This window comes from Desulfonatronum sp. SC1 (assembly GCF_003046795.1).
Taxonomy (GTDB): Bacteria; Desulfobacterota; Desulfovibrionia; order Desulfovibrionales; family Desulfonatronaceae; genus Desulfonatronum.
In genome coordinates, this window is the sequence record NZ_PZKN01000002.1 from 108,847 (window position 1) to 129,633 (window position 20,787).

Genomic DNA, 20,787 nt, shown 5'->3' on the forward strand with positions numbered 1-20,787 from the left:
GGCGGTGGGTACGCGGTCAACCCTGAGCGACGGACGCGCTGTCAACCATGACCAACGGCGCTCAGGGGACGGAGAATTCCAGTTCGTAGCGGATCGGGGTCATCACTTCCCAGGACCAGAAGAAGAGTACGCGACGCATCCACACGGGGATATCCCGGCGGTCCAGGGAGACTACTAATTCCATGTGATACGTCTGGCCCGGCGACAGCAAGGACCATTCTCCCATTTCCAGACTGACCTCCCGCCAGTGCGCGGCGATCAAGTCCTTGAGTTCCTTGGCCTTGACCAGATGTTCCTTCTGGGGCAACGTCAACTCGTACTCCTGAGTGAGCGGATTCCACTCCAAAACATGTTCGAAGGACTGTTCGTGGAGGACCCTGTTGGGCAAAAACAGGCGTTTGGAGATCAGACGAGCGGTCCCTTCCAGCCATAGGTCGACACCTTCGTGCAGGACCGCAACGACGGGTTCGGGCTGCTCCAGTCGCAACCCGAAGCGGAGATGGATTTTTTCGGCTTGGCTGTCCACCACCAAGTTGTCCAGAGCCAGCAACGTGGCCCCCATGCCGGGGGTCGGGATTGCGACCACGGTCAGGACCAGCAGGCAGCTCAGGATGAAGAGGCGGATTTGGCGCATCAAGTGGGGAATGGATGATATTTTTAAAGAAGCTCTGCGCATCGAGATGATATCTCTACCCTCATTGGCATGCCTTTGACAACCGGAAAGGCTTTGTTTAGCGGAGCGCGTATGCAACTGAACGAACATGACGGCAAGACACTCTTTGAGGAATCGGGTGTTCCCACGCCCAAAGGTCTGTTGCTTTTTCCGGACGATTTGTCCGAGGGGCGACGCTTGGAACTGACGTCCCGATTGGTTGGGATACCCTCGCCCTGGATGCTCAAGGCTCAGGTGCTCTCCGGCGGACGCGGCAAGCAAGGGGGGATCGTCTCCCTGAAATCCCTTGAAGAACTGTTCACTAACGCTGAGACCTTGTTTCAAATGATCGTCAACGACCGAAAGGTCCCGTTGCTGCGTATTGAACAACGGGCGGACATCACCCGGGAGTTCTATCTCAGCCTGACCCTGCATCGGGAGTGGGGCTGTCCGGTGCTGACCATCGGACGCCGAGGCGGTGTGGACGTGGAAGCCATCGGTGCCGAGGATCCGGAAAATCTCTTATTTCAGAAGATTAATCCTTTTGCAGGGTTGTTAGACCATCACATTCGCACGGCTTTTTTTCATTTGGGGCTGGACCGAGACGCTGCCAAGGCCTTTTGGCCGGGTTTTCAAACCCTGGTGTGCAACCTCTGGAATTGCTTCCTGCGCAACGGTTTGCTGCTGGCGGAAATCAACCCCTTGGTGCTGACGGGGGACGACCGTTGGCTGGCCCTGGATGGCAAGGTGGAGGTGGACGACAACCTGGCGGATCAGCGTCCGGAGTTGCGGCGCTATGAACGGGACGTCTATTTCAGCGATCAAGAGTGCAGGGCCAGGCAGGCGGGCTTGAGCTATCACCGTTTCGGCGGCCGAGTGGGACTGATGGTCAACGGAGCCGGGCTGGCCATGGCCACCATGGACCTGCTTACCTTTTCCGGCCTGGAGCCGGCTAATTTTCTCGATTTGGGCGGAGGCGCCGGTCAAAAAGCCATGGACGCGGCCATGGCCATCCTGCTCGACGACCCTCAGGTCAAAGCCGTGCTGATCAACCTGTTTGGCGGTATCCTTTCCTGTGAAAAGGTGGCCGCGGCTCTGAAGAACGCCCTGGGTGGCCGCCCGCCGTCCAAACCGGTGGTTGTGCGGCTTTCCGGCCATGGGGCCGAGGCCGGTTGCGCCTTGCTGGAGGACGTGCCCGGAAACACTTTGCATGTAACCGACGACTTGAGCCAAGCCCTGGCCATGTTGAAGACGCTTGTCCCGAGCCGGACTCCGGTCGCGGAGGGCACCGGTGGGCGAACCCCAAGTTCCTCCTTCAGCTCTTCAGGGTGGACGCCCGTTGCCGTCGCCGAGAGCTTGCGCCGTAATCGGCCCTTCGGCCTGAATGCTTCCTCCCAGGTTTTGGTTCAGGGGCTGACCGGAAGGGAAGGGCAGCGTCATGCCGCCTTGATGTTAGAATATGGAACGCGGGTCGTGGCCGGAGTGACGCCCTTTAAAGGCGGGGAGAACGTGCTTGGGGTGCCGGTTTACTCCAGCGTGGCCGCGGCGGTGTCCGAACACCAAGTCGACGTTTCCATTATATTCGTTCCCGCCGTGGTGGCCGCGGACGCCATCTTGGAAGCTGCCCAGGCCGGAGTGCCGTGGATCGTCTGCATTACCGAGGGCATTCCTCAAATGGACATGCTCAGGGTGCTCAATCAGCTCAACGACTCGCCCAGCAGGCTGATCGGTCCCAATACTCCCGGCCTGATCGTTCCCGGCGAGATCAAGGTCGGAATCATGCCCGGCCATATCTTCACCCCTGGGCCAGTGGCCGTGCTCTCTCGCAGCGGTACGCTGACCTATGAAACCGTACACCGGCTCTCCGCTGACGGCATTGGCCAGTCCGTGTGCATCGGTGTGGGCGGAGACCCATACGTTGGTTTAGGATTGACGCCAAGCGCCGAGTTGGTGATCGCTGATCCCCGGACCGAAGCCGTGTTGATCCTGGGTGAGATCGGCGGACGGGCCGAAGAGGAAACCGCCGAGCATTTGCGGGCCACGGGCTGGGACGGCCCGATCCTGGCCTTCATCGCCGGACGGACCGCTCCCGAGGGCAAGCGTCTCGGCCATGCCGGAGCCATTCTGGAAAAGGGCGGCGGTGGTATCCAGGCCAAACTGGACCGCCTTCAGGCCGCCGGTTCGATCATCTGCGCGAACCTGGACGACATCACCCGTCTGACCAAGGAGGCGTTAGGAAGATGAGAATCAGTGAAGTGGCCGCCAAAAAGAACTTGGTTGTGTTGAAATTTGACCTTCTGAAATGAATTGTCGGTTTGGCGTTTGCCCAGGTCAGTATAGTGATCGGTATTTTCATGAAGGGAATGTAGAGTCCGGATGAAAGCAATAGCCTGCCTGGCGGTGGGGCGGTTGAAGACGCCGCACTGGATGCGGGCCGCTGAGCACTACGCGACGTTGATCGGACGCTTTGTCCGGTTTGAACGGATGGAGATCAAGGACGCTCCGGGCCATTTTGCCCTGGAACGGCGAATCGACATGGAGGGCAAGTCCCTGCTGGGCAAGCTGGGTGCCAGGGATCGGCTCCTGGGGTTGGACGCGAGGGGACAGGGCTTTTCTTCGGAAGGCTTTGCCGCGGCCCTGGAAAAATGGTGGGAAGATCCGGTACGCAGACCCTGTTTCGTGCTGGGAGGAGCCTTTGGCTTTTCCGGAGAGCTCCGGGAGCGATGCGATCAGTTGATCAGCCTGAGTCCCATGACCTTGCCTCATGAACTGGCCCGTGTGGTGCTTTTCGAGCAGATTTACCGAGCCCTGAGCATCCAGCGGGGAACCGGCTATCACCATTGAGCGGTCTGGAAGGAGAGATTCTATGTATCGGCTTTGGATGGCCTTGATCATTGGGACGGGATTTCTCGGCGGATGCGCTTCCCCGTCGATGCAACAAGGCCGCATCGGCAATCTGGAGTATGCCCTGGTGGAAGTCCGCGACCGCCAGGACCGGCTGGCGGATGAATTCCGGGAACGTCTGGACTCCATGGAAGTGTCGCTGCTGCAACAGGAGCGTTTTCTTCAGGATGTCCTGGCCGCGCAAGACCCGACCAGGTTGGTCGTCGAGGATATCCCCCGGCGGCCTCCGCCGGCGTCCGTTTCTGGTCCTGGTCCCGCGCCCGTTTCGGTGGCCCGGTCCCCGGAGGCCGCGCCTTTTGAGGCGGATCAGGCAGAGGCTGTTCCGACGTCTCGGACACCTTCCGAACCCGCATCCGTTCCCGCTCCTCGCCAGACTCCGGACCCCGAGGTTCGGCCCTCCCCGGCGCCCAAGCCGCCCGATTCAGTTGATTCACGGGATCAAAACCAGGCCAAGGAACTGTACGGTCAGGCCCTGGCAAAATATTATCGAGGCGATTACGCCCAGGCCCGCGCGGATTTTTTCGCCTTTCAAGAACGCTTTCCGAATCACCCCCTGATGCCCAACGCTTTGTATTGGCAAGCCGAGACCCACTACGCCCAAAAGCAGTTCGCGCAGTCCATCCTGGTCTTCAAAGAGCTGAGTCGACGGTTTCCCAAAAGCGCCAAGGCCCCCGACGCCCTGCTCAAGGCCGGGTTCGCCTACGAACAATTGGGGGACTATCCCAACGCCCGCTTTCATCTCCGGATCGTCATCGACGACTACCCCGACACTCCGGCCTCCCGGCTGGCCCAGGAACGCCTTTCGCGACTGCCGGCCAATGTTTCCTGAGCCTGTCTGTTGCCCTCGGATATGCATCCAACAAATATGCAACCGGAACGACGCGACGAGTACCTGGCCAGCCTGGCGCTGCGCAACAGTGGCGGCCTGGGGCCGCGGACCTGGAAGCGTCTGCTGGAGCACTTCGGGCGGGCCGTCGTGGCCGTGGAGCATGCCGGACAATGGCATGACCTGGGGTTGGCGCGGAAAAACCAGGTCCGGGAGTTTCTGATCGGTTCTTGGCGAACGGCCACGGACCAGGAGGCCCGTGCCGCCCAAGACAAGGGCATGGAAGTCCTGCTCTGGTCGGACCCTGACTATCCGACAATTTTACGCCGCATCCCCAACCCGCCGGCATTGCTCTACCTGACCGGAGATCGCGGCCTGCTCGGCTCCCCGGCCCTGGCCTTGGTCGGCTCCCGGAAGTGCTCCCGCTACGGCATGGAGGCCGTGCGGTCCATCAGCCGGGAAGTGTCTCGAGCCGGGATCTGCGTGGTTTCCGGATTCGCCGCGGGCATCGACCGCCAAGCCCATGTTTCGGCCTTGGAGGAGATCGGCTCCAGCATCGCCGTTCTGGGCACGGGCTTGGATCTGCTGTATCCCGCCGCGAACAAGGATCTCTGGCTGCGTCTGCTTCGCCAGGGACTGATCGTGACGGAGTTCGCGCCGGGCACTCGGCCGGACGCGGTCAATTTTCCGCATCGCAACCGGATCATCAGCGGCTTGTCCCTTGGGGTCCTGGTGGTCGAAGCCGCCGTGCGCAGCGGCAGCCTGATCACGGCCTCCATTGCCCTGGAGCAAGGACGCGAAGTCTTCGCCCTGCCCGGTCCGGTGAACATGGAAAGCTACGACGGCTGCCACCACTTGATACGTCAAGGCGCGACCCTGGTCCGGACCGTGGAGGACATTCTCACGGAACTGCGGCCCCAACTCGTCGACGCCAGAGCCCCGGTCACCCCGCATTCCGTTTCGAACCCTCCAACATTCGATCCTCATGTCATCGTCATGAAATCCACGGACTCGTCGAAAGACATGCCTGGCGATTCCCCCATGGGACCGATTTCGACCGTCCCGCCCGACAGCCGCGACATCTCGATTGATGAAAGAACATTTCAGACGCTGAATCCTGATGAACAGCGTTTGGTCAACTTTCTTGAACACCGGGACAAGGTGCATATCGACGATATCTGCAACGGACTGGACGGAGAGCCTTCGCGGGTCAGCACGCTCTTGCTGCTTCTGGAAATGCGTTCCCTTGTCATGCGCTATCCGGGGATGTACTATTCGCTGTGCGGACGATAAACGTTTCTTTTTCGGTCGGCATTGTTCACCGATATTGGTCTCGACACCCAGACGACAAGGCGCGACTTTACCTATGCAAAAAATTCCATTGAATCTGGCCAAACCTGGCATGAAGCTGGCCAAACCCATCCTCCGGGAAAACGGACTGGTATTGGTGGCCGAAAATACCGAACTTTCCGATTCTCTTTTGGAACGGCTGGAACGCATGGACGTGACCATGATTACAGTCCAGGGCAACCCGGTGGACCTGGGAGAAGGGGGGGAGAATCCGTACGCCATTCGGGTTGAGCGGCTGGAACATTTGTTTCGCAAGCACGACGACGATCCCTGGATGGTCAAGCTTCGTATCCATTTGAAGGATTATTTTCTGCTCAAGGCCGCCAGCGCCGCGGCGGTCGCCGCACCGGAACAGGCTGAATCGGCTGGGCAGACAGAACAGGGAGGCGCGGCATGAGCGAGGATCTGCGCACCGAACGTAAGGGGCAATTGCTGGCAGTCAAGGATCTGCCCACGCTGCCCGTGGTGTTGGAAGAAGTTTCCAAACTTTTGGAGGATCCCAACTCCTCGACGCAACAGATCGCCAAACTGATCTCCCGGGACCAAGTACTGTCGGCCAAGGTTCTGAAGATGGTCAATTCCCCCATCTACGGGTTCCCCGGACGAATCAGCACCATTCAGCACGCCCTGGTCCTGCTGGGGTTCAACGTCATCAAGGGGCTGATCATCAGCACCTCCGTGTTTGAGTTGATGACCACTTCCATGGTCGGTCTGTGGGAACACAGCGTGGGGTGCGCCATGGCCTGCAACGCCATTGCCCGGGAGGCCGGGTTCAAGGATCCCGAGGAATATGCCGTTGCCGGTCTGCTGCACGATCTGGGGAAGGTCATCGTGGCTCTGCAAATGCCGACGGCCAAGGAAGAGATTGACGCCGTGGTCCGCCAGGAAGACGTGCTTTATCTGGACGCGGAAAAGAAGGTGCTCGGCTTCGGCCATGACCGGATCAACGCCTGGGTCGCGGATCATTGGAACCTGCCCGTGAACCTGAAGATTGGCATTTCCGGCCATCATCGTCCCGTTACCGCGCAGCATTATCCCAAAATGGCCTGCGTGGTGCATGTGGGCGACGTTCTGATCCGGACTCTGGAAATAGGCTCCGGCGGCGACGACTTGGTGCCCCGCCTCGATCCCGAGGCACTGGCCTTGCTGCAGCTGGACATGAGCCAATTGGACAAGGTTCTGGACGTCATGCTCGCGGAGATCGAAGGCGACGGGCTGTCCATGGGGCTGGGATAACCGTGCTGTTCGGGCGCAAGCTGCGTTTTTTCCTGGTTTGCGCGGACCGGGACCGGGTGGCGTTTTTCCAAAGTCTCTGGCCGCCGGACCAGGTGGAGTGGACGGTGTTCCAACGCGGCCCCATGGCCCTGGAGCAAGTCTTCAACGCCCCGCCGGATCTGCTCCTGGTGGACGACGACCTGCCCCAGCTTTCCGGGCCGACCCTGGTGAACATGGTCAAAAGTGAGAACGTCTATCGTCAGTTGCCCGTGGTTCTTTGCCTGACCGAGGAAAAACCGCTGGAAAACATGGATTTTCATGCGGTGGAGATGGATGACTTTCTCGTCTATCCCATTTCGCCCTTGGAAGCCCGGTCCCGGCTCAGCCTGACCCTGCATCGCGCTTCCCGTGAGTTGGATGCCAATCCACTGACCAAGCTGCCCGGCAATACTTCCATCATTCAGCGCATCCAGGATTTGATCGACCGCAAGGAGCCTTTCGCCCTGGCTTACGTGGACCTGGATCATTTCAAGTCCTTTAACGACAAATACGGTTTTTCCCGAGGCGACGAAGTCCTGATGATGGCCGCACGGGTCATCGTGAACACCATCCGCTCCTTTGCGGGAAAACTCACTTTTGTAGGGCACGTGGGCGGAGACGATTTCGTCTTCATTCTGCCCCCGGACACGGTGGAGTCCGCCTGTCAACGGATTGTGGAGAGCTTCGACGGCATCGTCCCCCATTTTTACGATCAGGACGACCAGGAGCGCGGCTTCATCCTTTCCACGGACCGCAAGGGCAACATGCAGCGGTTTTCCATGATGTCCGTGTCCATCGCCGTGATTTTCAACACCGACGGTCGGCTCAAACACTTCGGGGAGGCCTCTCAGATCGCCATGAACCTGAAAAAGAAGGCCAAATCCATCCCTGGCAGTTCCTATGTCCTGGACCGCCGACAAGAATGATCTGTCCTCCTTTGGACGGATGTTCATGGCGCATCTGGGCGTGGAAAAGGGCTACGCCGAAGCCACTTTGGACGCGTACGGAGTGGACCTGCTCCAGTTCGAGCATTTCGTCCGGGAAAAGGGCCTTGCCCCCGAGTCCCCGGAGAGCGTTACCCGGGACACGGTGCGCGGCTATCTGGCCGATCTGCACCGCCAAGGCATCAAACGCAGTTCCGTGGCCCGCAAGCTTGCTGCTCTGCGCTCCTACTTCCGCTTCCTGATCCGCCAGGACATTCTTCGCGTCACCCCCTGCGCCGCCATCACCAACCCTCGACAGGACGTCCGTCACCCGACGACCTTGAACGTGGATCAGGCTCTGCGGCTGGTGGAGGCCGCCCATGAGCCGGATCCCCGCTCGTTGCGGGATATGGCTCTGCTGGAACTGCTGTATGGATCGGGGTTGCGGATCAGCGAGGCCTTGGGCCTGGACCTCTACGACGTGGACATGAATCAAGGCATGGTTCGCGTTCTGGGAAAAGGGGGGAAGGAGCGCTTGGCGCCTATGACCGAGCCCGGAGTGGAGCGGATGCGCGCCTACCTGGAACACCGGGGAGCGTTTTGCGCCAAGCCTGAGGAACGGGCGGTTTTTCTTGGATTGCGCGGCGGACGGTTGAATCGGCGCGAGGCCGCCAAGATCGTGGACAAGATCGCGGCCCTGGCCGGGTTGGAGCGCCGGATCAGCCCCCACGTCCTGCGCCACAGTTTCGCCTCTCATCTGCTGGAATCCGGAGCGGATTTGCGCAGCGTCCAGGAACTTCTGGGTCATGCTAGGCTCAGCACCACCCAGCGCTACACCCACCTGGATCTGGCCCGGATCGTCCAGGTCTACGATCAAACCCATCCCTTGGCCGGAAACGCCGGGGGAGGGAAGAACTCAGAAGTCGGAAGTCAGGAACCGGAGGGCTGAGAATGGGGGCGGTGGCTTTATCGTACTCGTCTTCAGCGAGGCGGTGCTCGTGCTCGTAATCGAGATCAAGCTGGAAAGCGTGGGAAGGCAGTCGATTTCGAGCACGACAAGATTCTGGAGAAAAAAAGCGAAGAAAGGCTCCGGGAATCTACCTCCCCGAGCGGGAAGTGGCCAGAGCATAGACTTCGTGAGGATCGAGAATCAGGACCACGCTGCCGTCGCCCATGATCGTGGCCCCGGAAATACCGTCGATGTCTCCCAGGTAGGTGCCCAGCGGTTTGATGACCACCTCCTGGCGTTCCAGCAAGCGATCCACCACCAAGCCCAGACGACGGTCGTTGTCCGTGATCACCACCACCGGGAGAATCTCTCGTTGGTGGATATTTTTGGGCAGGCCGAGTAGGTCGGTCAACTCGATGATGCCCAACACCTCGTCCCGCAGGGTGACCGCCTTGCGGCCACTGACGTCGGTGAGTGACTCGGCCTCGATCTTCGTTGTCTCGGATACCGCGTCCAGAGGGATGGCGTACGTGGCCCCGGCCACGGTGACCATCAGGGCGTCGATAATGGCCAGGGTCAGGGGCAGGACCAAGGTCATCTTCGACCCCTTGCCCAGTTCGGAGGTCACGTTGACCGTGCCCTTGAGGTTCTTGATATTGGTCCGGACCACGTCCATGCCCACGCCTCGACCGGAAATGTCCGTAATCTTCTCGGCCGATGAGAACCCCGGGGCAAAGATCAGCTCGACCGCCTCTCGGTCGTCGAGTCTGGCGGCTTCCTCCTCGGACATCAGTCCTTTTTTTACCGCCACCTTGCGCATTTTTTCCGGATCAATGCCCCGACCATCGTCTTCCACCTCGATGGCCACGGAATTCCCCTTGTGGTAGGCGCGTAACCAAATCCGTCCGGTGGGGGGCTTGCCCGCGTCAACGCGTTCTTCACGGCCTTCCAGGCCGTGGTCCATGGAGTTGCGGATCAAGTGGACCAGGGGGTCGCCGATGACTTCCACGATACTTTTGTCCAGTTCGGTTTCCTCACCTTCGGTGATCAGTTCCACTTCCTTGCCGTTTTTGCGGCTCAAGTCCCGAACAAGCCGGGGAAACCTGGAGAACACCGCGCTCACCGCGACCATGCGCACCTGCATGATGGTGTCCTGAAGGTCGTCGGAAATCCTGGCCATGGCGTAGGTGGATTCGGTCAACTGCTGGGCGACCTGTTCCACCTGATCCGGGTTTTCCTCCAGCGATTTGGAAAGCATGGCGAAACGGTTGCGGTTGATGATCAACTCGCCGATCAGGTTCATCAAATGATCCAGCCGTTCATGGTCAACGCGGATGGTGGTGGACGTTTTGGTCTTGGGCGCGGCGGGATCTTGACCAGAAGCGGACTTAGGGGGGGGCGACGCGGGATGCGGACGTTGGCCGGGGGCTTCAGAGGAAGAGGGGAGAGGCGGATTGTCGCTGGCGGCCTGCCCCTTATCCGAGTTTGAGGCAGGCGGGACCGCGGCTACTACGGGTTCCGGCGAAGGCGCATCCTTGGGAAAGGTGTCCGTGACGGATTCTTCCTGAACTGGTTGGGATTGAGATACTTGAGATGCGACTGGCTCTTGTTCTTCGCCGGGTTGCGCGTCAAGTTGAGGTTTTGGGGAAATGGCGTCGCTAGGCGCGTGCTTGTTCAGCACCGCTTCGACCATGTCCGCGATGATCTCTTTTTCCTGATTGAGCAAATCCAGAAACAACTCAAACCCCATGTCCGCGTTACGGGCCTGGTCCACGAGCTTGGCCGTGCGCTCGGCGTACACGTTCAGATCGTCGAAGCCCATGTAATTGGATGAGTTTTGGAGAGTCAGCAAGGAGCGATACAAGCCGTCGATGGAGTCTTTATGGGCGGGATTCTCGGTCAAAAGGTTCAAGGCCAAGCCCATGTTTTCCACTTGCTGGCGGGAGGTTTCACGAAAAATAACGAAATCTTCCGGATCTATTCCGTTTGGTGTCGGGGGGGGAGGAGGGACGATGTTGGTGTATGCAGGCGCTTGTGGCGGCGGGTCTTGGTGAAGAGCGGCCGCGTTTTGCACGTCGCTGGTTGCGTCCGATTGCTCTTCCACGAGCGATTCTCCAGTGCGAGCCTGGTACAGCTTGCTGATCATCGGCTGAACATCCGTCGCGGCGACGGTCATGGATTCGGCGTCTACCTTGGCCACCAAGCCGTCAATCTGGTCCGTGGCGGCCAGGAGCAGGTCGATCAGGTCTCGCTCCAGAGCTATCTCTCCCTTGCGCACTTGCCCCAGCAGGCTTTCAGCTTCATGGGCCAGAGAGTTGAGTTCCATAAAACCCAGCAAACCACTGTTGCCCTTGAGGTTGTGCATGTAGCGGAAAATATCGTTGATCAACTCGTTTTTTCCTTCCGGGGTTCGCTCCAGTTCCAGAAGGGATTGATTCAGGTTGGCGACGATCTCTTGGGCCTCTTCCAGGAAGTCCGCCAGATGTTCCGCACTGACGGCGTTCAAGGGGTAGCTGTCCGAAGATGCCCCAAGCGTGGGCGAAGAGCCGTTTCCCGTGTCCGCAGAAGCCTGGGAAGGAGGTGTGCTCTGATCGGGTGTATGCTCGAATGACTTAGAAGTCGCTTGGGATGAGTCCTTGGAGGGTGGCGGAGACGATGTCGAAAATGCGTTTTCCGGAGCAGCAGCGGCTCCCTGGGTGATCGGCGCGGAGGTGATGCCGCCGCCCTCTAGAACGTCGTTGATGCGTGTGATGATTTCCCTGGTTTCCACATTTCCTTCTTCACCGCTAATCTCCAGGTTGTCGATCATCGTGCGCAAGGCGTCGGTGGTCGCCAGGATGATGTCCATGATCTCCGGAGTGACCTGAAATTTTCCCTTGCGCAGCTCGTCCAGGATGTTTTCGGCCTTGTGGGCCAAATTGTTGATCTGGGGCAGGCCCAGAAATCCGGAGGCTCCTTTCAAAGAGTGCATCGGCCGGAAAATGGCGTCCAAAAGACCCACGTCCCGCGGCTGTTTTTCCAGAAGCAGCAGGTTGGGCTCGATGGTTTCCAGATGTTCTTTGGCTTCGACGATGAAATCAGCAAATATTTCCGGATCCGAGAACTCTTGGTTCATGCGCGTACCTCTTGGCGGGAGAAGGGGAGAGGTTGGCTAAGTGTTGCGAAAATCTTATCCGCCAGTCCGTTCAAAAAAAAAAATACCGCGTCGCTGCAATTGGGGAGTTTTTCAATGGACTGTTGGGCTATCCCAGAAGCATTTTCACGTTGCGGACCAGTTTTTCGGGCTGGGCCGGTTTGACCATGTATAGGTTCGCACCCAGGCCGATCCCTTTTTGGATGTCCTTTTCCTGGCCTTCGGTGGACAGGACGATGATCGGGATATCGCGAAAAGCATCCTGCTCGCGAATATTCTTGATAAAAGTGAAACCGTCCATTCGGGGCATGTTAATGTCGCTGATGATCAGGTCCAATTCTCCGGCTGAATAAAGTTTTTCCAAACCGTCCATGCCGTCTTCGGCCATGGTCACCCGAAAGCCTTCCCGTTTCATGATGAAGGCGACGAGGTTGCGAACCGTTTTGGAGTCGTCGACGATAAGAATATGCTTCACGAAAAAAACCTCATGATTTCACCAAGGATTGAACAAGGTGGTCAAGTGAGAGAATGCTGATCAAACGCTTATTCTCGGAACGAATCAAACCGCAAATCATCTCGTTTTGTACGCCCAGCAAGGATTCCACCGCCCAGTCGATGCGCTCCTGCTTGACTCGGTGCATGGTGGATACGGCCTGGATTTGCAAGCCGACCTGCAAGCCGCCGTGACGGCAGACGATGATGAACTGATCTTCGCCGGGAGTCAGCCGGAGCAGGTTGCGCAAAGAAATCAGGGGCGTGACCCGGCCTCGCAAATTGACCACGCCGGAAAGAAACGTCGGCGCGGAGGGCAGCTTGGTTGCTTCCACGGTTCGGATGACTTCCTGGATCACTTCAATGGGCAGAGCGTAATCCTGGTCCGCCAAGCGAAAGCCGATCAGTTGCAGCTCGGGCTGTTCGCGCAAGTTTTTTTGCAGTTCCGCCGGGTCCGAGCCCAATGACGTACCGCGCGGATCCGTCGTACCCGCGTCTCTCCGGGCGACGGCGGCTTGAGGCGCGGGACCGGACATGACCTGCTCCGGATTGACGGTCTGGATCGCTGGGCCCTGGTCAGAGGAAGGGCTCCCAAAACCGAGATATTTTCTCAAAAAAGCCTGTTCCGCGCTGGTCAGCTCCTCGCCGTCCCGAGGGACCGCGAGGTCTTCGGGCAATAGCGGCTGGTCCTTGAAATACTGCTCAAGCGTTTTCATGGGCGGTCAACTCCCTGGCCAGTTGTCGGTAGGCTTGCGCCCCCCTGGAAGATGGGGCCACGCCCAGGATGGTTTTTCCCAGGCCGCTGGCTTCCCGAAATTTGGTGTCCATGGGGATGATGGTCTCGAACACCTTGGAGGCCGCTTTTTGGCGCAACAGGCGCAATACCCGCTGACAAGCGCCGGCGCGGCGGTCGAACATGGTGGCTAAAATCCGAAAGTCGATGGGTTTGGGCAAGGCTTTATTCAGGGTCTTCATGGTCGCGAAGATCAGGCGTACGCCGTGCAGGGCCAAAAAATCCGTCTGCATGGGGATGATCACCAGGTTGCAGGCCACGAGGGCGTTGATCAGCAATATACCGACATGAGGCGGACAGTCCAGAATCACGTAGTCATACCTGCTATCCAGGTGATCCATGCATTGTTTGAGTATCGCTCCTTTGCCCGCCCGGTCCCGGAGATCCATCTCCAACTCGGAGAGCCTGATGTGGCTGGGAGCGACGTCGAATCCGGCTTCTTCGGAGGGTGCGATCATCGCGTCCAGAAGATTGGCTCGCTTGGCGGGGGCTTCTTCAAGAAACAGTTCGTAGAGAGTCGTACGCTTTTCTTCGGGATAGAAGCCCAGGTGAATGCTGGCGCAGGCGTGGGGGTCCAGATCCATGATCAGAACGCGACGACCCATTTCGCCGAGCGCGGCGCCGAGACTCAGGGCGGTGGTGGTCTTGCCGACTCCGCCTTTCTGGTTGGCCACGGCCAGGACCGTCGTTTTCACGCGGTATCCTGTTGTTTGCGCAGTTCCTTGAGGATCAGCGTACGCAACGCCTGCCAGTCATCCTCGTAGATGTCCAAAAATTTCAATCCCAAGGCGTAATCACGCAGGGGGGTCACCTCTTGAACCCTGACCACCTCGGCCACCGCGGTCAAGGATTGGTCCACATCGCTTTCGAACACCTTGAAGAAGCCTGGGTGGTGCTTGTTCAGGCTGGGGATGAAAATGGTCACTTGCAACTTATCCCCGACGTTGAATCGTCTGGCGCAATGTATCCGCAGTCCGCCTTCGCTGATGTCCGCGGAGTGGACCTCGGATGTGGGCTGACGTTGCAGGGGAAAAGCGAAGGGCCTGATTTTTACCTCAAATGGCTTGGTCAGCCGGACATGGGCTCGTTTTTCTTCTTCAGTAAGCATGGGGTACTCCATTTTGTATTGATCGTGAGTCAATCTCTGGGCTTACGGCCTTGGAAAAATAGCGTCCGGGCGTGGACGCGACATCAAGCGGCTGACGCTTCGGCTTGTTCACGTGACCTTATCGTGATCGTCCGTGGATCAGGTCATGCTTCCTTGTAATAGACAATGCTTCCGGGGTAGTGTTTGGGTTGCCAGGCTCTGGAAACATGGTGCAGGGATTCGGAGTGGCCGATGAACAGCAGGCCTTCCGGAACCAGATTGTCGTAGAAAGCACTTATTACCCGTTTTTTCATTGCGTCGTCAAAGTAGATGATGACGTTGCGGCAGAAAGCGACCTCCGAGCGCGGTACCAGCTTTACTTGACTGCGATCGTTCAGGTTGAGTTGGCCGAAGGTGATCATGTTTTTCAATTCCTGACGAACCCTGAACCGTCCGGCTTCCTCGATGAAATATTTTCTGACGATATCCTTGGGAGTGGTGCGCAGAGCGTAGTCAGAATAGATGCCTTGACGCGCGGTTCGCAGGACGGCTTCAGACAAATCATTGGCCGTAATTCGGATGTTCCAGGAGGCAAGCTCAGAATTGAGTACCTCATGAAGAATAATGGCCAGGGTGTACGGCTCTTCACCAGTGGAGCAGCCCGCGGACCAGATGTGCAGGCCGTGTTTTCCTTTCTTGCGAAGTCGCTCCAGTATCTGCGGCAGAACGATGTTCTGGAAGACGTTCAGTTGGGGCGGATTGCGATAAAAGCTGGTTTCATTGGTTGTGATGACCTCGAACAGTCTGGGAAGTTCCTGACGGCGTCCGCTGTCATATTTCAAAAAATGGAGATACTCTCCGTAGTTCTTTAAGTTCAGATTTTTGACGCGATTGGAAAGCCTTTTTTCCAGAAGATATTTCCGGTTGTCCGGAATAAAAATACCGCTTTGCGCGTAAATAAAATCTCGGAGCTGCAAAAAATCGGCATCTTTGATGCCCTCCGTTTCAGCGGCGCTCATTGCCCGGCCTACCCTTCCTCATGTTCCTGGAGTACGGCGATGGCGTCCTCCACGGCGTTGATCAATTCAGGGTCGTCGTTGTTGAGCATGCCAAGCAGAATCTGGAAGGCAGCCTGTCCTCCGATCATACCCAACGCATCAACTACCTTGATGGAAACTAGTGGATTGTTTTCTTGCAAAAGAGGAGCCAAATCTTTTATCGCATCCTTGACCTTCAATCGCCCCAAGGCCTCGATGGCTCGGATTCGGACCCAATCGTCGGCGTCGCTTAGAGCGGATTTCAGAATCGGCGCGACATTGACCATGCTGCACGCGCAATCACCGAGCAGGGTGACCAGGGTCAGGCGAACGTCCCGGTCTTCATCCTGTAATCGCAGTGAAATCATTTTAAAGACTTCCTCGGTAAGGCCGCATAGTTTGATGCCGGCTTCCAAGGCCGCTTTGCGCACGGCGGTAGATTCGTCCTCCAGGGCCGTGCGAATCACGTTCAAGTGCGTATCGCATCCTAGATTGCCCAGCCCAAGAATGGCCATAGCCCGTTTATCCGCGTTCGGAGAGGCGAACATTTGATGAAACTTCTCCACCAGGGATTTTTCGCCCAGGCTGATGCAGGCCTCCAGGGCCACGGCGCGGACATCGGGGTAGGGATGATCCAGAAAGGTAAAGAGTTTGCCGGCAAGTCCGGAGTTGTCTCTCTCCCGTGCGGCACCTCGGCTGAGAAAACGCATCGCCTGTTTGAGGACATGTCCGTCATTGTGACGATCGAGCAGATCCAGGAAAAAGGGCTCGGCTTCATCTCCGGCCACGACGCATAAGGCATCCATCAAATCTCGTTGCACGTCCCGGTCATGCTTCCAAAATATATCCATCAACAAGTGACTGGAGTCCGCTCCCGGCAGGCGTCCAAGGGTCTTTACCGTCAAAGCCGTGGCAGCGGGGTCGGTCTCTCGCAGGATAAGACGAAGAGGTTCGGTGGAGCCGATTTGGGCCAGGGCGTCGGCGATGGTTTCCAGGCGGTCCTGGTGGGCCTCGAAGTCCGGATTCAACTTGGCGGCCATCTTGATGATCGGGACGACTGCTTCTGATACCCTTAAAAAGGCCAAGCCGGATATGGATGCGTCCTGGATTTCTTCGTCTTCGTCTTCCAAGGCGGAGAGGAGATAGTCCTTGAAATTAGCTTGTTCCAGGGTCGGCAGCAGATTCAGGGTCCGCCCTCCCATGATTTGGACCACGGCCTTGACGATTTTGTTGCGTAAAGCGCGGGGCGATTCGTCAAGTCGCTTGAGCAGCAATGGAATGGACTTCAAGTTTCCCATTTCACCGAGGGCGTCCACGATCATTGAAGCCACCAAGTCCGTGGACTGAGGAATGGCCTGGATCAGGGCGTTGATGGAGGATTCGTCCCGGATTTTCAACAAGGCCTCGATAACGGAAAACTGAACCCATTCTTCGTCAGAGAGGGCTTGGTTCAAACTTTGAACCGCTTCGGCAAATCCTAAACTGCCTAGGCTGACGGCGGCCTGATATCGTACGTTGACCTCGGGATCCTTGAGCAGGGCTTGGCATAAATGCGGTACGGCGAGGATGTTTCGAGTGGAACCGAGGATGTCCGAGGTGAAAATGCGGATGTCAACGTCATCGTCCTCCAGCAGGGCGACGAGTAGATTGATGTCCTGGTTGCCCACCTCCCGGAGAATGTCCATGGCCAGATTTCGTACCTGGGCATCCTCGGCTCGAAGCAACGGGCAAAGCCCCCGCACTACCTCGACGCCTCCCAATTGCCGCAAGGCCAAGTCCGCGGCCTCTTGGACCCCCAAGTTCGGATTTTGCAAAAGAATGATCAGTCCGGGGATAGCTTCCTCACAACCGAAATCTCCAGCATCCTGAGCAGCTTCGCGCAGAACTTCCGGATCCTTGACATGGAATCGCTCAATAACTTCTGGACAATCTGTCATGTTCAACCCGTGTTGTCGTTCTTGATGAAAATGCTTTATTGACAATTAGAAAAACTCGGACTCGTTCCACCCTTGAGGAGAGAATGGCAAAGCAAAAGCAATTGGTTCACCCCCCAAACGGTCTTAAAGCATCATGCACGCTTTCTCGTCAAGGTTTGAAAGCTTTTTGCGATGCCCGCATGCCCAGGGCCAAGAGATCTTACAAAAACTCGCCAAAGACACTTGACAAGATGCTCATGTCTCAAATATATATTACCGCTTTAGCGCGCCCGTAGCTCAGCTGGATAGAGTACCGGACTACGAATCCGTTGGTCGCACGTTCGAATCGTGCCGGGCGCACCATAAACAAAATCAAAAGGATACGACAAGAGTCGTATCCTTTTTTTATGTATACGGAAAGGAACAAAAAAAGGGATTCAAGCGCTTACAGCTTGAATCCCTAGTAATATTCTGGTGCCGAAGGGGGGACTCGAACCCCCACGAGGTTTCCCTCACCACCCCCTCAAGATGGCGTGTCTACCAATTCCACCACTTCGGCGCTTGATTTGGGAAGGATTACTGTGTTTCGGTTTGTGATTGCGGAGTAGTATTCTGAGGTTCCACGGGAATAGATATCTGCTCTTCAATGCTTCCGGGAGAGGCGGGAACTTGCGGTAAATCGGCTGGGAAGTCAAGGATCACGGATTCTTCGGCGGTACGCTGTCCGCTCATGTAGGTAAAACTCAGGGAGGTGATGATAAAAATGCTGGCCACGCTGATGGTCAGTTTTTTAAGCAGCCCCCCGGCACCGCTGCTGCCGAAGACGGAACTGCTTCCTCCGCCGAAGATGACTCCCATGCCTTCCTTGCCGGATTGCAGTAAAATGAGAATGACCAGGGCGATACAGGCCATAACGTGAATAGTGATGATCAGTGCGCTCAAAACGATACTCCTTGCGATATTTCAGACAGCCGTGGCAATGGCCGTGAAGCTGTCAACCTGCAAACTTGCACCACCTACCAGCACGCCGTTCACATTGTCAAGGCCGAGGATCGTTTTGGCGTTGTCCGGCTTGACGCTGCCGCCGTAGAGAATGCGGATTTCGCCGCTGCAATGCGGGAAGAAATCCTCTAAAGTCTTGCGAACAAGGACGTGGGCAGCGACGATGTCCTCGGTCTGGGCCACCTTGCCCGTGCCGATGGCCCAGACCGGTTCGTAGGCGATGGTCAATTGGTCCGGGGTCATGCCATCCTTGTTTACCTCGGCCAATCCCAGCCGGAGTTGCCCCTTGAGGACGTTTTCGACACTGCCGTGGGTACGCTGGTCCAGGGTTTCGCCGATGCACAGAATCATGTGCAGCCCGGCCTGCAGGCCGAAGGCGGTCTTTTGGGCGATGAATCGATCGGACTCCTTGAGTATGTGGCGGCGTTCGGAATGGCCGACCAGGGCGTGGGTGCATCCGGCGTCCGCGAGCATGAACGGGGCGACTTCTCCGGTAAAAGCGCCTTCAGCGGATGGATAAAAATTTTGCCCACCCAGGAACAGTCGCCCTTGTCCGCGGATGGTTTCGGCTACGGCCTTGAGCGCGGTGAAGGGCGGCAGCAGCAGGACTTCACGGTCCTCGGGCAAGGAGTCCCGAAGGCCGGCGGACAAGGCGACGGCCAACTGCACCGCCTGGGCCTCGGTTTTGTACATTTTCCAGTTTCCGGCGATCAATGTTTTTGGGGCCGTGCTCATGCGGCACACTCCTTAAGGGCTTTGAAGGCGGGGAGATCCTTGCCTTCCATGAATTCCAGAAAAGCTCCGCCTCCGGTGGAGATGAAGCTGACCTTGTCCGCCATGCCCGAGGCGTGAAGCATGGCGTCCGTGTCACCGCCGCCGACGATGCTCACCGCGGCGGATTCGGCCACGGCAGTTGCCACGCGCATGGAGCCGGAAGCAAAGGCCGGGTTTTCAAACGCGCCCATGGGACCGTTCCAGACCACGGTTCCGGCCCCGGCCAGGACTTCCGCGAACAGCGCTTGAGTAGCCGGGCCAATGTCCAGGACCATTTTGTCCGAGGGAATGTCCTGGTACGGGCAAACCCCGTCGGCCCGCTCGGACTTGAGACCTTCGGCATACACAAAGTCCACGGGAAGATAGAGCGCTGTCCCAAGTTCCTTGGCTTTGGCCAGGACGGTTCGGGCCGTATCCAGAAGATCGTCTTCCACCAGGGAGGCACCCACGCCGAAGCCTTGAGCCTTGATAAAGGTATTGGCCATGGCCCCGCCGATGATCATTCGATCCACCTTTTCCAAAAGGTTGTTCAGCAGTTCCAGCTTGCCGGAGACCTTGGCTCCACCGGAAACGGCCACAAAAGGTCGTTTGGGATCAGCCAGGGCCTGGCCCAGGTACTCCCATTCCTTTTGCATCAATAAACCCGCGCAGCAGGCCGGAATCAGCTTGGTCACGCCGACGTTGGAAGCGTGGGCCCGGTGGGCCGTGCCAAAGGCGTCGCTGACGAAAACGTCCCCCAGTTTGGCCAACTGGGCGCTGAAATCCGGATCGTTCTTGGTTTCTCCGGCATGAAAGCGCAGATTTTCCAGCAGCAGAATCTGCCCGGGCTCAAGGGCTTCGGCCATGGCCTGAACCTCGGGCCCCACGCAGTCCGGGGCCATGGCCACGTCCTTTCCCAGCAGCTCGGAAAGGCGGCGGGCAACAGGCCGCAGGCTCAATTCCGCTACGACCTGGCCCTTGGGACGCCCCATGTGGGAGCAGAGCACCAGCGAGGCTCCGCGTTCCAGGGCCAGTTTCAGGGTGGGCAGGCTGGCTCGGATGCGGGTATCCTCCTTGATGACGCCTTGATCCATGGGCACGTTGTAGTCCACGCGGACCAACAGGCGTTTATTCCGGACATCCACGTCTTTCAAATACGTAATGCTCATCGTTTTCCTCCTGGCTTGAGTGCGACAGGGGCATCTGTCGTGTAGATCAAACATTGGCAAAAGCCATTGGGCCACGGCTTGCCGCGACGCTTCGCGGATCACGCCGCATCAGAACGGCATCTCGCGCTCCCTCCGGGTGCGGATAGTACCCCCTGCGGCGTCCTATCCGTGAAAAACCCAGCGAAGTATAGAGGTGCAGAGCGGCAATGTTGGTTTCGTCCACCTCCAGGTGACAGACCACGACTCCCAGGGCCGATCCGTGATCCATAGCCGCGGTCACCAATTCACGGCCCATCCCGCGGCGCCGGAAACCGGGTAAAACGGCCATGTTCAAAATTTCCATTTCCGGAGGCAGGACCTGGCAGCTTATATAGCCGACCAGCGTCATGTGGTCACGGACTCCATGTATGCGGCACGTGCCTTGATCGTGACCGTTCTGGAACTGTCCGAGGGACCATGGGTCGGGGAAAAGCTCGGCCTCCAGCGAAACAACATCCGGGAGTTCGTCGCGAGAGAGCAGTAAGACGCAGGGCACTGCGGCTGATCC

20 protein-coding genes and 2 tRNA genes are annotated in these 20,787 nt (G+C 58.0%); 9 read left to right on the plus strand and 13 right to left on the minus strand.

Features of this window, described 5'->3' with window-relative positions; translation table 11 throughout:
* Positions 1–61: 61 nt before the first annotated feature.
* Positions 62–676, minus strand: coding sequence for a DUF4390 domain-containing protein (locus tag C6366_RS01830; RefSeq protein ID WP_158269599.1), 615 nt, complete (start codon positions 674–676; stop codon positions 62–64).
* Between the two features lie 69 nt (positions 677–745).
* On the opposite strand from C6366_RS01830, the gene sucD reads away from it, so the two are divergent.
* From sucD to C6366_RS01870, 8 genes are all read left to right on the plus strand, one after another.
* The gene (sucD, locus tag C6366_RS01835; protein WP_107735646.1) at positions 746–2,896 is read left to right on the plus strand and encodes a succinate--CoA ligase subunit alpha; all 2,151 of its coding nucleotides are present in this window, start codon (positions 746–748) and stop codon (positions 2,894–2,896) included.
* A gap of 132 nt (positions 2,897–3,028) precedes the next feature.
* Positions 3,029–3,496 carry a 23S rRNA (pseudouridine(1915)-N(3))-methyltransferase RlmH gene (locus tag C6366_RS01840; protein ID WP_107735647.1) on the plus strand — a complete coding sequence of 156 codons (468 nt, stop codon included), beginning with the start codon at positions 3,029–3,031 and terminating at the stop codon, positions 3,494–3,496.
* 22 nt (positions 3,497–3,518) lie between these two features.
* Complete coding sequence (gene ybgF, locus C6366_RS01845) at positions 3,519–4,385, plus strand: tol-pal system protein YbgF (RefSeq protein ID WP_107735648.1); 867 nt, start codon at positions 3,519–3,521, stop codon at positions 4,383–4,385.
* Positions 4,386–4,421: 36 nt separating this feature from the next.
* On the plus strand, positions 4,422–5,675 hold the full coding sequence (gene dprA, locus C6366_RS01850; RefSeq protein WP_107735649.1) for a DNA-processing protein DprA: 1,254 nt from the start codon (positions 4,422–4,424) through the stop codon (positions 5,673–5,675).
* A 73-nt stretch (positions 5,676–5,748) separates the two neighbouring features.
* On the plus strand, positions 5,749–6,129 hold the full coding sequence (locus C6366_RS01855) for a hypothetical protein (protein WP_107735650.1): 381 nt from the start codon (positions 5,749–5,751) through the stop codon (positions 6,127–6,129).
* A complete protein-coding gene (locus C6366_RS01860; protein WP_107735651.1) occupies positions 6,126–6,968 on the plus strand; it encodes an HDOD domain-containing protein in 843 nt (280 codons plus the stop codon). Before C6366_RS01855 ends, C6366_RS01860 begins: the two co-directional genes overlap by 4 nt.
* A 56-nt stretch (positions 6,969–7,024) precedes the next feature.
* Entirely contained in the window at positions 7,025–7,912 is an 888-nt protein-coding gene (locus C6366_RS01865) for a GGDEF domain-containing protein (RefSeq protein ID WP_233248362.1), read from the plus strand.
* Complete coding sequence (locus C6366_RS01870; RefSeq protein WP_107735652.1) at positions 7,887–8,858, plus strand: tyrosine recombinase XerC; 972 nt, start codon at positions 7,887–7,889, stop codon at positions 8,856–8,858. The genes C6366_RS01865 and C6366_RS01870 overlap by 26 nt, the downstream gene beginning before the upstream one ends.
* Positions 8,859–9,006: 148 nt before the next feature.
* Here C6366_RS01870 and C6366_RS01875 read toward each other — a convergent pair whose 3' ends face one another.
* From C6366_RS01875 to C6366_RS01905, 7 genes are all read right to left on the minus strand, one after another.
* Positions 9,007–11,973, minus strand: coding sequence for a chemotaxis protein CheA (locus C6366_RS01875; RefSeq protein WP_107735653.1), 2,967 nt, complete (start codon positions 11,971–11,973; stop codon positions 9,007–9,009).
* A gap of 127 nt (positions 11,974–12,100) precedes the next feature.
* Positions 12,101–12,466, minus strand: a complete 366-nt coding sequence (locus C6366_RS01880) for a response regulator (RefSeq protein ID WP_107735654.1) — start codon at positions 12,464–12,466, stop codon at positions 12,101–12,103.
* A gap of 10 nt (positions 12,467–12,476) precedes the next feature.
* The gene (locus C6366_RS01885) at positions 12,477–13,199 is read right to left on the minus strand and encodes a chemotaxis protein CheW (RefSeq protein WP_107735655.1); all 723 of its coding nucleotides are present in this window, start codon (positions 13,197–13,199) and stop codon (positions 12,477–12,479) included.
* The gene (locus tag C6366_RS01890; protein ID WP_107735656.1) at positions 13,186–13,971 is read right to left on the minus strand and encodes a ParA family protein; all 786 of its coding nucleotides are present in this window, start codon (positions 13,969–13,971) and stop codon (positions 13,186–13,188) included. The genes C6366_RS01885 and C6366_RS01890 overlap by 14 nt, the downstream gene beginning before the upstream one ends.
* Positions 13,968–14,384, minus strand: coding sequence for a PilZ domain-containing protein (locus C6366_RS01895; RefSeq protein WP_107735657.1), 417 nt, complete (start codon positions 14,382–14,384; stop codon positions 13,968–13,970). The genes C6366_RS01890 and C6366_RS01895 overlap by 4 nt, the downstream gene beginning before the upstream one ends.
* A gap of 143 nt (positions 14,385–14,527) precedes the next feature.
* The gene (locus C6366_RS01900) at positions 14,528–15,382 is read right to left on the minus strand and encodes a protein-glutamate O-methyltransferase CheR (protein WP_107735658.1); all 855 of its coding nucleotides are present in this window, start codon (positions 15,380–15,382) and stop codon (positions 14,528–14,530) included.
* An 8-nt stretch (positions 15,383–15,390) separates the two neighbouring features.
* Positions 15,391–17,337, minus strand: a complete 1,947-nt coding sequence (locus C6366_RS01905) for a HEAT repeat domain-containing protein (protein WP_107735736.1) — start codon at positions 17,335–17,337, stop codon at positions 15,391–15,393.
* Between the two features lie 265 nt (positions 17,338–17,602).
* On the opposite strand from C6366_RS01905, the gene C6366_RS01910 reads away from it, so the two are divergent.
* Positions 17,603–17,679: transfer RNA gene (locus tag C6366_RS01910), tRNA-Arg, on the plus strand.
* Positions 17,680–17,788: 109 nt separating this feature from the next.
* Here C6366_RS01910 and C6366_RS01915 read toward each other — a convergent pair.
* From C6366_RS01915 to rimI, 5 genes are all read right to left on the minus strand, one after another.
* Positions 17,789–17,875 (minus strand) — tRNA-Leu (locus C6366_RS01915).
* A gap of 17 nt (positions 17,876–17,892) precedes the next feature.
* The gene (gene secG, locus C6366_RS01920; RefSeq protein WP_107735659.1) at positions 17,893–18,258 is read right to left on the minus strand and encodes a preprotein translocase subunit SecG; all 366 of its coding nucleotides are present in this window, start codon (positions 18,256–18,258) and stop codon (positions 17,893–17,895) included.
* Between the two features lie 21 nt (positions 18,259–18,279).
* The gene (gene tpiA, locus C6366_RS01925; protein ID WP_107735660.1) at positions 18,280–19,053 is read right to left on the minus strand and encodes a triose-phosphate isomerase; all 774 of its coding nucleotides are present in this window, start codon (positions 19,051–19,053) and stop codon (positions 18,280–18,282) included.
* Positions 19,050–20,240 carry a phosphoglycerate kinase gene (pgk, locus tag C6366_RS01930; protein ID WP_107735661.1) on the minus strand — a complete coding sequence of 397 codons (1,191 nt, stop codon included), beginning with the start codon at positions 20,238–20,240 and terminating at the stop codon, positions 19,050–19,052. Before pgk ends, tpiA begins: the two co-directional genes overlap by 4 nt.
* A gap of 46 nt (positions 20,241–20,286) precedes the next feature.
* A complete protein-coding gene (rimI, locus tag C6366_RS01935; protein ID WP_107735662.1) occupies positions 20,287–20,775 on the minus strand; it encodes a ribosomal protein S18-alanine N-acetyltransferase in 489 nt (162 codons plus the stop codon).
* Positions 20,776–20,787: the final 12 nt, after the last annotated feature.

Excerpts from the sequence above, each read along its gene's own strand:
- C6366_RS01830 (WP_158269599.1), bottom strand. The coding sequence starts at position 676 with ATGCGCAGAGCTTCTTTAAAAATATCATCCATTCCCCACTTGATGCGC.
- sucD (WP_107735646.1), top strand. The coding sequence starts at position 746 with ATGCAACTGAACGAACATGACGGCAAGACACTCTTTGAGGAATCGGGT.
- C6366_RS01840 (WP_107735647.1), top strand. The coding sequence starts at position 3,029 with ATGAAAGCAATAGCCTGCCTGGCGGTGGGGCGGTTGAAGACGCCGCAC.
- ybgF (WP_107735648.1), top strand. The coding sequence starts at position 3,519 with ATGTATCGGCTTTGGATGGCCTTGATCATTGGGACGGGATTTCTCGGC.
- dprA (WP_107735649.1), top strand. The coding sequence starts at position 4,422 with ATGCAACCGGAACGACGCGACGAGTACCTGGCCAGCCTGGCGCTGCGC.
- C6366_RS01855 (WP_107735650.1), top strand. The coding sequence starts at position 5,749 with ATGCAAAAAATTCCATTGAATCTGGCCAAACCTGGCATGAAGCTGGCC.
- C6366_RS01860 (WP_107735651.1), top strand. The coding sequence starts at position 6,126 with ATGAGCGAGGATCTGCGCACCGAACGTAAGGGGCAATTGCTGGCAGTC.
- C6366_RS01870 (WP_107735652.1), top strand. The coding sequence starts at position 7,887 with ATGTCCTGGACCGCCGACAAGAATGATCTGTCCTCCTTTGGACGGATG.
- C6366_RS01875 (WP_107735653.1), bottom strand. The coding sequence starts at position 11,973 with ATGAACCAAGAGTTCTCGGATCCGGAAATATTTGCTGATTTCATCGTC.
- C6366_RS01885 (WP_107735655.1), bottom strand. The coding sequence starts at position 13,199 with ATGAAAACGCTTGAGCAGTATTTCAAGGACCAGCCGCTATTGCCCGAA.
- C6366_RS01895 (WP_107735657.1), bottom strand. The coding sequence starts at position 14,384 with ATGCTTACTGAAGAAGAAAAACGAGCCCATGTCCGGCTGACCAAGCCA.
- C6366_RS01900 (WP_107735658.1), bottom strand. The coding sequence starts at position 15,382 with ATGAGCGCCGCTGAAACGGAGGGCATCAAAGATGCCGATTTTTTGCAG.
- C6366_RS01905 (WP_107735736.1), bottom strand. The coding sequence starts at position 17,337 with ATGACAGATTGTCCAGAAGTTATTGAGCGATTCCATGTCAAGGATCCG.
- tpiA (WP_107735660.1), bottom strand. The coding sequence starts at position 19,053 with ATGAGCACGGCCCCAAAAACATTGATCGCCGGAAACTGGAAAATGTAC.
- pgk (WP_107735661.1), bottom strand. The coding sequence starts at position 20,240 with ATGAGCATTACGTATTTGAAAGACGTGGATGTCCGGAATAAACGCCTG.